This is a genomic window from Micromonospora sp. NPDC047793 (genome assembly GCF_040642635.1).
Taxonomy (GTDB): domain Bacteria; phylum Actinomycetota; class Actinomycetes; order Mycobacteriales; family Micromonosporaceae; genus Micromonospora.
Genome location: NZ_JBEYSG010000010.1, coordinates 51625 through 63672, shown reverse-complemented (window position 1 = coordinate 63672; position 12048 = coordinate 51625). Strand labels below are relative to the sequence as shown.

Below are 12048 nucleotides of genomic sequence, written 5' to 3'. Positions count from 1 at the left end.
CCTTATTGTGCGGGCTCTTTACCGTCCGCCCCGGCGCCCGACGCCGCTTCCACGCCCGCCTCCGGCACCACCGGGTGACGCACCCCCGGATGACCCGCCGGCAGCGACCGGCGGATCACCGCCCAGCTCACCGCCAACGCAGCGGCCACCAACGGCCACGTCATCCCCACCCGGGCCGCCGCCAGCCCCAACACCTGCCCGCTCAGATACAGCGGCACGAACACCGCCAGCCGCACCACATAGGTCGCGGTCCAGACCCAGCTGGCCCGCCCGTACGCCCGCAGCAACGCCGGATCACGGCGCCACCGCCCCCGCTGACCCAACGCCGTACCCACCACCACACCCAGCAGCGGCCACCGCAGCACGATGCTGGCCGCCCACGCCAGGGCACTGGCGGCGTTGGCCAGCAACTGCACGAGGAAGAAGTCCTCGGCCCGCCCGGTACGCACCACCACCAGCGCGGCCACACAGACGGCCAGCAACCCGATCATCACCGACCGGGGCCGGTCACCGCGCCGCAGCCGCCACCCGGCCACCACCGCCCCGGCCACCAGCGCCGCCACGACACCCACCCGCACCGACTGACCGGCCACCAACCATCCCAGCGTGAAGGCCAGCGGAGGCACCGTGGCGTCGACCGCCCCCTGCCGTCCACCGAGCAGGTCGGCCAACGACTCCGGCCGCTGCGCCGCCGCCGGGTCGCGTTCCGCCGTACCGGTCACCATCTCCTCCTTCACCTGCGCCCCAACCTATCCCCGCGACATCGGCGGGCCACCGGCCATCCGGCCCCACCGTGCCGCTAAGTTGTCCGGGTGCGTGTGACGCCCCGGGGTGGGACTGCGGTCTGGCTCGTCGTCCTGGCCCTCATCCAGGTGGCGGCCTTCATTGCCATCTGGCGCCTGGCCCTCTATACCGGCCTCGGCCAGTGGATCGACACCGTCGCCCTGACCGGCAACCGGATCGGCCGCGACCACATCCAGGAACCCGTCGACCGCATCCTCAACGCCATGTCCGTGGTGTCACTACTCGCGGTCACCATCACCATCGGGTTCATCGCCCTCATCCGAGGCCGGATCGCCCTCGCCGTCGCCGCCACCGCACTGATCGCCGGCGCCAACGTCACCACCCAACTACTCAAGTACGGCCTGGCCCGCCCCGACTACGGCATCGACCCCGAACGCGCGTTCGTCGGCAACAGCCTGCCCAGCGGACACACCACCGTCGCCGCTTCCGTCGCCGTCGCCCTGGTGCTGGTGCTGCCACCCCGCGTCCGTGCCCTCGGCGCAGTGCTCGGCGCCACCTACGCCGCCGCCGCCGGAGTCGCCACCCTGTCGGCCGGCTGGCACCGCCCCAGCGACGCCGTCGCCGCGTACCTCGTCGTCGGCGTCTGGGCAGCCCTGGCCGGACTCCTGCTGCTGGTCACCCAACGCGAACAGGCCGAGGTGGAACCGGGCGACGCGCACCGGCTCACCGCCACCCTGCTCGGCGTCGGCGGCCTCCTGGTGATTGCCGGCTGCGCCCTGGCCCTCTGGTGGCTCATCGGCGTGCGCGGCACACCCCCGCAGGCACTCGGCCGCCGCCCCCTGTTCCTCGGGTACGCCGGCAGCGCCGCCGGCATCGTCGGCACCATGGGAGTCGTGATGGCCCTCGTGCTGGCCTCCGTGCACCGCATCGTCCCCCGCCACCAGGGCTGACCTGTGCCCGGACCGGACCCCCACCGCTCGGTCCGCGACGCCTTCGCCGCCGAGTGCACCCGGCTGAGCGAGGTGCTCGCCACCCTCGACGACACGGACCTGACCCGCCCCACCGACTGCCCGCCCTGGAACCTGGCGCAGCTGCTGGCCCACGTCCACACCGGCGTCGGCCGCCTGACCGACATGCTCGCCGACCCGGCACCCGCCCAGGCGCACGTCGACGCCGCCGAGTACTTCGGCACGGCCAAGTTCACCCCACCAGTCGACGCCGACCGCATCGCCTCCGCACAGGCGTCAGCAGACGTCGACAGCGCGTCCCGGCTGGCCGCCGAGTTCGACCGCGCCTGGCGGACCACGGTGGCGGCCGTCGACGCGTACCCGCCGGACCGGGTGGTGCGCACCCGGCACGGTGACGCGATGACGGTCACCGAGTTCCTGCGTACCCGGGTGCTGGAAGTCGGGGTGCACGGCCTGGACCTGGCCGCCGCCCTGGACCGACCGGCCTGGCTGACCCCGGCCGCCGCACAGGTGATCGCCGACCTGCTCACCGGCGGGCGGGACGTCCCGGCGGAACTGGGCTGGGACCGGCTGACCCTGATCGCCAAGGCCACCGGCCGCAGCCCGCGCAGCGCCGCCGAACAGGCCCTGCTCGACAGCGCGGGGCTACGGCTGCTCTCCTTCGGCCGGAGTTAGGTAGATTCAATCTACGTAGATTGAATCTACCTAGATTCCGTCTACATGGATGGAGTGTGGTCGTCTCCCGTTCGGACCAAGGCGCGAGGTGCTGAGTCAGCCGGCGGTAGCCGTCGCTGCTGCGGGGGCCCAGCGGGTCAACCACTGCACGAAGGCCGTCGGGTCTCGCAGCTCAAGGTCACCGTCGGATTTCCACCTCAGCCAGTCGGGGCGGAGATATCCGATCACCGCCAACCGCCCATCGTCGGGTCCGAGCAGTTCGAGCCAGAGATCGGGCCACTGCATCCAGTCCATGACCTCGGTGTCGGGCCGTAGCGCCAGTGCCGTCCGCAGGTGAGTCAGCGCCTCTGCGTCACGCTGGTCGGCGAGGACGGAACGACGACCACGCCGTTTGCGATGGGGTTCACCCGGCCCGGCCGAGTCGAAGATGCGGACCCGACTGGTCCTCTCGAACGTCTCGGCCACGTCAGCAAGGAGATCGGTGGTCACGCTCGTCATTCTTGACGCGCAGTGGCGCGAGAGCCAGCAGGAATAGACGTACCGCCGAATCGTCAGTACGGCCTTCCGCACCTTTCAAGATCACGCTCGATCCTGGATCGAGTGGTTGCCGTCGCGCCAGGAGACCACTCGATCCAGGATCGAGCGTGATCTTCTGCATGGACACCTTTTGAAAAAGGGTGTCAGGCGCGGTCAGGCGGGTGAGCGCGGTGCCGGGACGTGCGGGACGGCGGTCCGCAGGTGGGCCAGGACGACCGGGTCGATGCGGCCGGGTACCAGTCGTTCCTCCAGGTTCTCCATTCCGGCCCAGGCGACCAGGGCGTCCTCCGGCTCGGTCGGGTCGGCGGGGTGCCCGAGCGCGGTGAGGAGTCCGGCCACCTCGACGGCGAGGGCGCCGGCCAGGGTGAGCAGGGTGGCCGGGTCGGGGCGGCTGAACATGCGGGTGTGCAGCGCGAGCAGGCGTTCCAGTTCGGTGATCGGGTCGGGGTGGTCGTCGACGCGCAGGTCGATGGCGATGTCGCCGGTGCCGGCGTACCCGCTGCCTGCTCGGACGACGAGCAGGGCGGCGCTCTGCTGGCCGCGTCGGTCGCCGCCGGCGCTCTGGCCGGCGCGCAGCGCGGCGACCAGGCGTTGCGCGAAGGGCATGTCGGTGCCGGTGAGCCAGGTGTCGCGCAGGGCGTCGATGACCTCGGGGCCGGTGAGGATGTTGCCCTGGGCGGCCCAGCCGTCGCCGGTCTGACCGCCGGCCCAGTCGCGGCAGTGCGGGCCGGTCCAGGTGGCGCCGGGGCCGGTGGCGGCGACCACACCGAGTTGCCGGTGGTCGCGTTCCGGGTCGGCGGCGACGAGGCCGGCGACGACGTGGGCGGCGGGTACGCCGGTGCGGAGCAGGGCCAGTCCCTGCGGGCGGTAGGCGAGGTTCACGTGGGCCTGGGTGGCGATCGCGCCGAGGTCGGCCTCGGCGGCCGGGACGAGGGCGCCGGCGGCCAGGAAGCGGCTGGCCACGACGATGCCGTGGGTGCGGCCGTCGGTGGAGCGGGCGACGAGCGAGAAGGTCACGATAGCCAGGTTAGCGCTGGTCAGGGTCGTGTTGCCGGTGCCGGGCGGCGGGGTGTCAGAAGGGTGGGGCGGCCGGTTCGGGGGCCTTGTTGCGGGCGCGCAGGGAGTCGGTGAGGGCGACCACGCCGAGCACCACGAGGACCAGCATCTGCGAGTAGACCGGCGGGAGGTGGACGGCCAGCGGTACGGCGGCGGTCAGCAGCAGTGCGGAGATCCAGCGGGGTGCGGAGATGCGGTGGAACACCTCGTACTCGAAGCGGGCCCGGCCGAGCAGGAACACCACCGGGCCGCCGAGGATCATGACGATCCAGGCGGGTTCGGGGCGGTAGAGCGGGTGTTGGATGGCCAGTTCGTAGCCGACGGCGGTGGCGGTGAGCCCGACCACCATGACCAGGTGGGTGTCGGCGGCGGAACGGCCGATGCCGGCCGGTTGCCGGGCGCGGGCGACGGCTTCGCCGAGGATCTGACCGGCGCGCTGGACGTAGATGCGCCACAGCAGGATGGAGGTGGCCAGTGCGAGCGCGAACGCCACGGTCTGTGACGGGGGATAGGTGCCGCCGCTGTAGGAGAAGCCGGCGACCAGCACGGTCTCGCCGAGGGCGATGAGGAAGAACTGCTGGTAGCGCTCGGCCAGGTGTTCGCTGGAGATGTCCCAGCGGGAGACCGTGGAGCGGCCCAGCCCGGGCACGGGGTAGCCGTACCTGCCGGAGACGTATTCCAGGCCCAGCGCGCTGGTCCAGAGGATCACCCGTGGGTTGACCGGGAGCAGTGCCCCGATGATCCACAGCACGCCGGAGGCGGTGAAGGTGATCGCGGTGCGGGCCTTCAGGGCCCGTTCGGGGGTGTCGTAGGCGAGCAGGATCAGCGGGCGGGCGACCTGCGCCACCACGTACGCGACCGCGAAGGCCAGCCCGGAGGCGGTGATCGCCTGGGGGATGGCCACGCCCATCACCATGCTGCAGACCAGGGCGATCATGACGATGAGCTGCACTCCGCCGTGGTAGGGGTCGTAGCGGCTGGTCGCCCAGGCGGTGTTCTGCCACAGCGCCCAGAGCGCCAGCAGCAACAGCAGTGTCTTCAGGCCACCGGTCACCGGCGTCCAGCCGGAGGCGCCGCCGGGTTCCAGTGCCAGGTCCTCGAACGAGCGGGCGGAGATGCGGGTGAGCGCGAACACGAAGACGAGGTCGAAGAAGAGTTCCAGGAACGTGGCCCGGCCCGGTTGGGAGACCGGCGTCAGCCGACCGGCGAAACGCGTCACGGTCGGCTGCCCCGTGCGCCGGTCCAGCTCATCCTGCTGTCGTAGCACCGTGCGGGGCAGCTCAGCGGGGTATTCCGGGAAGCCGACCAGATCTTGCTCGGTGGGTGCGGCACCGGGCACCATCGACCGATGACGACGCGATGGGCAATGACGGTGCCGTTGGGCGCGATCCCGCTCGCCGACCACGCCGCGATGTACGCGGCCCTGGCCGACGCCGGTTTCACCGACGTGTGGTCCGCCGAGGTCAACGGCGCCGACGCGTTCACCCCGTTGGCGCTCGCCGCGGCGTGGCAGCCCCGCCTGCGGCTGGGCACCGCGATCGCGCCGGTGTTCACCCGGGGGCCGGGCCTGCTGGCGATGAGCGCCGCCGCGCTCGCCGACGTCGCTCCCGGCCGGTTCGCCCTCGGCATCGGCGCGTCGTCGTCGGTGGTGGTCACTGACTGGAACGCGGTGGAGTTCACCGAGCCGCTGCGGCGGACCCGGGACGTGCTGGCGTTCCTGCGGGCCGCGTTGCGCGGGGAGACGGTCGACGGGGACTTCGACACCTTCGCGGTCCGTCGCTTCACGCTGGAACGGCCGCCGCTGGTGCCGCCGCCGCTGCTGCTGGCCGCGCTGCGGCCGGGCATGTTGCGGTTGGCCGCCGCCGAGGCCGACGGGGTGATTCTGAACTGGCTGGCCGCCACCGACGTGCCCCGGGCGGTGGCCGAGCTGGGTGAGCGGCGCCCACAGTTCGACGTGGTCGCGCGGATCTTCGTCTGCCCGACCGAGGACGTCGACTACGCCCGTGCCCTGGGCCGGCGGATGATCACCAGCTATCTGACGGTGCCCGCGTACGCGGCGTTTCACCGCTGGCTCGGCCGCGAGGAGGCGCTGGAGGGCATGTGGCGGGCCTGGGCGGCCGGGGACCGGCGTGGCGCGTTGGCGGCGGTGCCGGACGAGGTGGTCGACGCGTTGATCGTGCACGGCTCACCCGAGCGGTGCCGCGCCGAGGTGCGCCGCTACACCGAGGCCGGGGTGCAGGTGCCGGTGCTGGCGCTGCTGCCCACGCCGGAGGTGCCCGCCGGGGACCCGGCGGCGCTGGCCACGCTGGTGGCCCGGCTCGGCCCCGACGCGGGGGCGGAGGCGGCGTGAACCTCACCGGTCGGGTCGCGGTGATCACCGGGGCGGCCGGGGGCATCGGGGCGGCGTTGGCCCGCCGCTTCGCCGCCGAGGGCGCCGCCGCGCTGGTGCTGGCCGACGTCGACGGGGCCGCCGCCGACACCGTCGCGGCGTCGGTCGGTCCGCAGGCGTACGCGGTGACCGTCGACGTCACCGACGAGGAACAGGTGCGGGCCCTGGTCGCCGACGTGCAGCGCCGCCACGGCCGCATCGACGTGTTCTGCGCCAACGCCGGGGTGACCACCGGCGGGGGAGTGGAGGTCGACACCGCCGGGTGGGAACAGGCGTGGCAGGTCAACGTGCTCGCGCACGTGTACGCGGCCCGGGCGGTGCTGCCGGAGATGGTGGCCCGGGGCAGCGGCTACCTGCTGCACACCTGCTCGGCGGCGGGGCTGCTGACGGCGGTCGGCGACGCCCCGTACTCGGTGACCAAGCACGCCGCCGTCGGGTTCGCCGAGTGGCTCTCGGTGACCTACCGGGACCAGGGCATCCGGGTCAGTGCCCTGTGTCCGCAGGGTGTGGACACGCCGATGCTGGCCGACGGGCTGGCCGCCGGGCACCTGGGCGCGCGGGTGACGGCGGCTTCCGGTGTGGTGCTCAGCCCGGACGACGTGGCTGCGGCGGCGGTGGCCGGGATGGCGGAGGAGCGGTTCCTGATCCTGCCGCATCCCGAGGTGGCCGACTACGCCCGCCGTCGTGCCGAGGATCCCGACGGCTGGCAGTCCGGGCTGCGCAAACTGGTCCGTCGGCTGCGGGCCGCCGATCAGTCGCCGCCCCCGCCTCCACCTCCGCCGCTGTCGCCTCCGCCGCCGTAGGCGCCGCCTCCGCTGTCGGCGTAGCCCGTGTCCCGGCCTCCGCTGCTGTCGTCGAACCCGGCCGCGTCGCCGTAGGTGGCGTTCTCGGCGACGGCCGCCGAGTGGCGGTCCGGGACCCGGGTGCCTCCGCCGACGCGCCGTGGCGGCGCGGTGCGGCGCAACTGCCGGGTGGCCACCGCAGCGGCGGCCAACCGCTGGTCGCGCGTCGTCGGCCGCGCGGCCTGCCGACGACGCCTCAACTGCCATGCCACGGCGACCCCGGTCACCGCGACGACTGCGCCGATCACCACCAGCCACATCTCCATGGCTCGATGCTAGGAGGTGGGGTCGAGGGTCACCGGTGCCAGCGCAACGGCCCCGGATGCACCGACCAGAGCAGCCGACGCCACCAGGACCTCCCGCCCCGCAACCGGCTCGTGTAGGTCCCGGCCGCCCCGGCGGCGGCTGCGGCCTGTTCCTCGGTGACCGCACCGGGAGCGAACCCGACCTGGTTGACCAGTCGCGCCAGGTCGTCGACGGCGACGTACGCCCGATCCGTCAGCATGCCCTCGACGTTCCCGGCCACACCGGTGGCCCCGGCTGTCCCGGTGCCGTCGTCGGCCCCGCGGGTGATGTCGGCGCCGAGTCCGGTGTCGGGTCCGCGCGCAGTGTCGGCCCTGAGCTCGGTGCCGGGTGCGGTGTCGGTCAGGGCCTGTCGGGCCCGTGCGGCGACCTCGCTGGCGGACAGGTCGGCGGGCACCGGCTGCCCCGCCAGCCGCAACGCGTCGGTCAGCTCCCGCCAGGCGCCGACGATCCGGTCACCGGGGTCACCCCGCGACAACCGGTCCCGGGTCTGCGCCCGCCGCAACACCGCCAGCGTGGCCAGTACCCCCACCACCACGAGCAGCAGCCCACCGGTAGTGCCGGCGGCCAGCACCGACCTCGGCACCCCACCCGAGCCCTCGGGGCCGCCCGGGGCCGCCTGCGCCGGGGGCGAGGCGGTCGGTTCCAGCGTCGGCTCCGGCTGCTCCGACGGCGGCGGATCCTCCGGCTTGGGCCGGAAGTCCTCCTCCACCGGGCGGGGCTCCTCGTCGGGGCGGGGCAGCGGATCGAACGACACCCACCCCAACCCCTCGAACAACACCTCCGGCCACGCGTACGCGTCAGCGGCCCGCACCGGCCCGGCACCCGGCGCGGCGAACCCGACCACCACCCGCGTCGGCAACCCCGCCAACCGGCCCAGCACCGCGAAGGAGGCAGCGAACTGCTCCGAGGTGCCCCGCTGCCCACCGGCGTTACGCGGCCCGAAGAGGAAGAACCCCAGATTCGGGTACGCGTGCCCACTCGGGGCGTCGGCGACCAGCCGGTAGTGCTCGGCGAGCCACTGCTCGATCGCCGCCGCCCGCGCGTACGGGGCGCCGTTCTCCTCCACCAACTGGGCGGCCAACCGCCGCAGCTGCTCCGGCACCCCGTCGGCGACGTGCAGCACTCGCGCCACCTCGTCACCGGCCGGTGTGTTCGCGGTGGCCAGCAGGTTCACATCCGGGCGCTCCCGCGCCGAGGTCACCGTGTACCGCAGTCCGGGGGAGAGCCCGTCGGGACGGATCAGGGTGCCGGTGGCCGGGTCGTACGCCACCCGCGCCCCGGACACCTCCACCGGGGTGGGGACGGCAGGCAGGAGCCGTCCACTGAGTTCACCGACGGTGATGTCCTGCCGGAGAGTGTCCACGGTGGTGTCCGGGGACGGGTCGGGAGCCGGCAGGATCCGTCCGGCGTTGCGGTAGGTGGCCCCGACGCGCCAGGTGACCCCGTCGTAGTCGCTGAGCACCGCCAACCGGATCCGCACCCCATCCGGCGGCGCGCTGGCGTCGGGCCGCTCAGTGGACACCTGGAACAACTGCTGCTCCGGGTTCAGTGCCCAGCCGGAGATCCGGATCAGCGGGTTCTCGTCCAACGTCTGCACCTGCGGCGGCTCCACGTACCGTCGCGGGTCCACCGGGTGGGTGTCCACCAGTGCCGCCACCGCCGGGCCCAGCACCGCGGCCATCGCCACCACCACGGCGGTGCCGGCCGCCGAGGCGGCGGCCAACCGGAGCCGCACCCGGGCGCGTACCTCCGGGGCCAGTGCCGCCACCGGATCGGGGCCGGCGGGCCGGGCGGAGACGGCCAGCCCGAGCGCGGCGACCGCCACCAGCGCCACCGTCGCGCCGATCGCCGGTGCGGCGTTGGGCCCCACCACGTAGACGGCACCGGCGTAGAGCAGCACCGGCGGCAGGTAGCCCAGCAGCACCCGCCCGGCCCGCACCCCCACCTCCGCCCCGGCCAGCCCGGTCAGCCACGCGGCCACCACCGGCAGCAGCACCGTGTCCGGGGTCGGCTCCACCGGGATCATCGCGGTCAACAACCGGGGGATCGCGTTGCGGGCGGCGTCGCCGACGATCTCCGCGAAAGCGCCCGGAAGCTGCGCCCGGCCTGCCGACAGGTACAGGCACCACGCGGTGTACCCGGCCATCGCCAGCACCGACACCGGCGCCACCAGCCACGACGGCAACCGCCGCGCCACCACGCTGACCAGCACCGACCCGAGGGCCGCACCGGCCACCAGCAGGGTCAGCAGCGTGTCGGCGTACACCCGGCCGAGCACCACCCCGGCCAGCGTGACCATGGTGACCAGGGCCAGCGGCACCGGCACCGCCCGCAGCGCCCTCACCACCGCCGTACCCCGTCCCACTCGGCGGCGAACGCGGCACCGTCGGCCGCGTCGACGACCACCAGCCCGGCCGCGCCCGGCGGCGTCGCCTCCGCCGCGCCGAAGACCCCGACCACCACCGACGGGTACGCCCCCCGCAGCGCGCCGACGTGCCCCAGGTCCTCGCGGCCACCGGGGCCGGTCAGGACGACCAGGGTGTCGCCGAGGCGGTCGCGGCGCAGCCGAGCCGACGCCTGCTGCACCGTGCCCTCGGTGTGCAGCGACACCGCCGCCAACCGGTCCAGCGGCCCCACCGCACCCTCGTCCTCGACGCTGTCCGCGGGTGGTGCGGCGACGAAGAGCAGCACCACCGGCAGGTCCTCCCGGACGGCGGCGGCCACCACCGACGCCGCCGCCTCACACACCGACTCGAACGACTCGGCGACCCCGTCCACCCGGTCCGGATGGGCGGCGAGACGGTTGTCCACCAGCACCACGATTCGCGGCAGGCTGGTGTCCACGTTCTCCCGCACCATCAGCTCACCCACCCGGGCGCTGGTGCGCCAGTGCACCCGCCGCAACTCATCGCCCACCACGTACTCCCGCAACGAGTCGAAGGTGATCGAGCCGTGCGGGACGGCGTCGACGCGTCCGTCCAGGCTGCGCCCGGCACCGGTGGGCACCGCCGACAGCGGGTGGATCCGTGGGTGCACCCACACCGGCACACTGTCGCCGTAGGAGCGGGCCAGCACCACCAGACCCAGCGGGTCACGGCGGGTGACGCGCAGCGGCCCGACCGGCACCACCCCCCGCCGCACCGTCGGCACGTCGTAGCGGACCACGGTGTCCGTGCCAGGGCGCAGCCGCAGCACCGGCACCGGCACCACCTGGTCACCGCAGCGGTCGGTGGCCAGCAGGTTCGCCGCACCCCACCTTCCCGCGTTGCGGACCGTCACGGTCATCGCCGCCGGGTCACCCCGACCCACCCGGTCCGGGTTCGCCTCCCGCCGCACCTGCAGGCGCGGCCGGCGGGCGGCGGTCACCGTCGCGACCGCGACCGCGCCGCCCGCCGCCACGCCGAGCAGCGTCAACTCCGGGTACGCGAACCGGAAACCGGCACCGGCCAGCACGACCGCAGCCACGAGCAGCCCGATTCCCCGGGCGGTGATCCGCACGACAGACGCCCCGGCGGTCAGGGGTGCGCCGGGGCAGGCTGCCCCGACGGCAGCGGCACCGGCACCGAGGCGACGGACTGACGCAACACGTCGGCGGCGGTCACCCCCCGCACCTGGGCGTCCGGGGTGAGCAGCAGCCGGTGCGCGAACACCGGCTCGGTCAACGTCTTGAGGTCCTCCGGCATGATCCAGCCCCGACCGTCGATCAACGCGTACGCGCACGCCGCCCGCGTCAACGCGATCACCCCCCGCGGGCTCACCCCCACCCGCACCTGCGGATGCGTACGCGTGGCCGCCGCCAACCGCACCGCGTACGCGTAGAGCGGCTCGGCGATGTGCACCCGCAGGGCCATCCGCACCATTTCACCCAGGGTGGCGGTGTCGGTGACCGCCGCGAGGGCCTCGGGGGACCGCACCGTCGCCCCGCGCAGCACCTCCACCTCCACCGACTCGTCCGGATACCCCACCGACAGCTTCACCAGGAACCGGTCCAACTGCGCCTCCGGCAACCGGTACGTGCCGTCCATCTCCACCGGATTCTGCGTGGCCACCACCAGGAACGGCTGCGGCACCGGATGCCGTACCCCGTCGACGGTGACCGTGCGTTCCTCCATCACCTCCAGCAACGCCGACTGCGTCTTCGGCGACGCCCGGTTGATCTCGTCAGCGATCACGATGTTGGCGAACACCGGCCCCGGATGGAACTCGAACCCCCGGGTCGCCTGATTGAAGATCGTCACCCCGGACACGTCCGACGGCAACAGGTCCGGCGTGAACTGGATCCGCCGCCACTGCCCCTTCACCGTCGCCGCGATCGCCCGCGCCAACGTCGTCTTACCCACCCCCGGCACGTCCTCCAACAGCACATGCCCCTGCGCGAACAGAGCGGTCAGCGCCAGCCGCACCACCTGCGGCTTACCCAGCACCACCGAGTTGACGTTCTCGGCCAGCCGCGCGGCGAGGGCGGCGAAACCCTGCACCTCCTGCTGGGTGAGCGGTTCGTGGCTGTTCACGGTGGTGCTCCTCGGACGAA

At 73.6% G+C, this 12048-nt stretch carries 12 protein-coding genes; 4 read left to right on the top strand and 8 right to left on the bottom strand.

Annotated elements, in window-relative coordinates:
* Positions 1–2: 2 nt before the first annotated feature.
* Positions 3–725, bottom strand: coding sequence for a DUF3159 domain-containing protein (locus tag ABZ738_RS20570; RefSeq protein ID WP_357215632.1), 723 nt, complete (start codon positions 723–725; stop codon positions 3–5).
* Positions 726–812: 87 nt separating this feature from the next.
* Here ABZ738_RS20570 and ABZ738_RS20565 point away from each other — a divergent pair, with 87 nt between their 5' ends.
* Together ABZ738_RS20565 and ABZ738_RS20560 are read left to right on the top strand one after the other, a co-directional pair.
* Positions 813–1694, top strand: coding sequence for a phosphatase PAP2 family protein (locus tag ABZ738_RS20565; protein WP_131053524.1), 882 nt, complete (start codon positions 813–815; stop codon positions 1692–1694).
* A gap of 3 nt (positions 1695–1697) precedes the next feature.
* The gene (locus tag ABZ738_RS20560; protein ID WP_357215376.1) at positions 1698–2387 is read left to right on the top strand and encodes a maleylpyruvate isomerase N-terminal domain-containing protein; all 690 of its coding nucleotides are present in this window, start codon (positions 1698–1700) and stop codon (positions 2385–2387) included.
* Between the two features lie 96 nt (positions 2388–2483).
* Here the strand turns inward: ABZ738_RS20560 and ABZ738_RS20555 are convergent, their stop codons facing one another.
* The 3 genes from ABZ738_RS20555 to ABZ738_RS20545 all read right to left on the bottom strand — a co-directional run bounded on the left by ABZ738_RS20555 (position 2484) and on the right by ABZ738_RS20545 (position 5322).
* Positions 2484–2876, bottom strand: coding sequence for a hypothetical protein (locus ABZ738_RS20555; RefSeq protein ID WP_357215373.1), 393 nt, complete (start codon positions 2874–2876; stop codon positions 2484–2486).
* Positions 2877–3077: 201 nt separating this feature from the next.
* The gene (locus ABZ738_RS20550) at positions 3078–3941 is read right to left on the bottom strand and encodes a DUF1028 domain-containing protein (protein ID WP_357215370.1); all 864 of its coding nucleotides are present in this window, start codon (positions 3939–3941) and stop codon (positions 3078–3080) included.
* Positions 3942–3996: 55 nt separating this feature from the next.
* Entirely contained in the window at positions 3997–5322 is a 1326-nt protein-coding gene (locus tag ABZ738_RS20545) for a low temperature requirement protein A (protein WP_357215368.1), read from the bottom strand.
* Between the two features lie 24 nt (positions 5323–5346).
* Here ABZ738_RS20545 and ABZ738_RS20540 point away from each other — a divergent pair, with 24 nt between their 5' ends.
* Both ABZ738_RS20540 and ABZ738_RS20535 read left to right on the top strand, forming a co-directional pair.
* On the top strand, positions 5347–6330 hold the full coding sequence (locus tag ABZ738_RS20540; RefSeq protein ID WP_357215629.1) for an LLM class F420-dependent oxidoreductase: 984 nt from the start codon (positions 5347–5349) through the stop codon (positions 6328–6330).
* On the top strand, positions 6327–7172 hold the full coding sequence (locus ABZ738_RS20535) for an SDR family oxidoreductase (protein WP_357215365.1): 846 nt from the start codon (positions 6327–6329) through the stop codon (positions 7170–7172). The genes ABZ738_RS20540 and ABZ738_RS20535 overlap by 4 nt, the downstream gene beginning before the upstream one ends.
* On the opposite strand, the gene ABZ738_RS20530 is transcribed toward ABZ738_RS20535, so the two are convergent.
* From ABZ738_RS20530 to ABZ738_RS20515, 4 genes are read right to left on the bottom strand one after another with little or no spacing between them, the layout of a single operon-like run.
* Entirely contained in the window at positions 7121–7477 is a 357-nt protein-coding gene (locus tag ABZ738_RS20530) for a hypothetical protein (RefSeq protein WP_357215362.1), read from the bottom strand. The genes ABZ738_RS20535 and ABZ738_RS20530 overlap by 52 nt on opposite strands.
* Before the next feature lie 29 nt (positions 7478–7506).
* Complete coding sequence (locus ABZ738_RS20525; RefSeq protein ID WP_357215626.1) at positions 7507–9816, bottom strand: DUF3488 and transglutaminase-like domain-containing protein; 2310 nt, start codon at positions 9814–9816, stop codon at positions 7507–7509.
* 41 nt (positions 9817–9857) lie between these two features.
* Positions 9858–11015, bottom strand: a complete 1158-nt coding sequence (locus ABZ738_RS20520) for a DUF58 domain-containing protein (RefSeq protein WP_357215359.1) — start codon at positions 11013–11015, stop codon at positions 9858–9860.
* A 17-nt stretch (positions 11016–11032) separates the two neighbouring features.
* Positions 11033–12028 carry a MoxR family ATPase gene (locus ABZ738_RS20515; protein WP_131056076.1) on the bottom strand — a complete coding sequence of 332 codons (996 nt, stop codon included), beginning with the start codon at positions 12026–12028 and terminating at the stop codon, positions 11033–11035.
* Between the last annotated feature and the right edge of the window lie 20 nt (positions 12029–12048).

What these genes read in the sequence shown, in the direction of transcription:
- ABZ738_RS20570 (WP_357215632.1), bottom strand. Translation starts at nt 725, where the DNA reads ATGGTGACCGGTACGGCGGAACGCGACCCGGCGGCGGCGCAGCGGCCG.
- ABZ738_RS20545 (WP_357215368.1), bottom strand. Translation starts at nt 5,322, where the DNA reads ATGGTGCCCGGTGCCGCACCCACCGAGCAAGATCTGGTCGGCTTCCCG.
- ABZ738_RS20525 (WP_357215626.1), bottom strand. Translation starts at nt 9,816, where the DNA reads ATGGTCACGCTGGCCGGGGTGGTGCTCGGCCGGGTGTACGCCGACACG.
- ABZ738_RS20540 (WP_357215629.1), top strand. Translation starts at nt 5,347, where the DNA reads ATGACGGTGCCGTTGGGCGCGATCCCGCTCGCCGACCACGCCGCGATG.
- ABZ738_RS20530 (WP_357215362.1), bottom strand. Translation starts at nt 7,477, where the DNA reads ATGGAGATGTGGCTGGTGGTGATCGGCGCAGTCGTCGCGGTGACCGGG.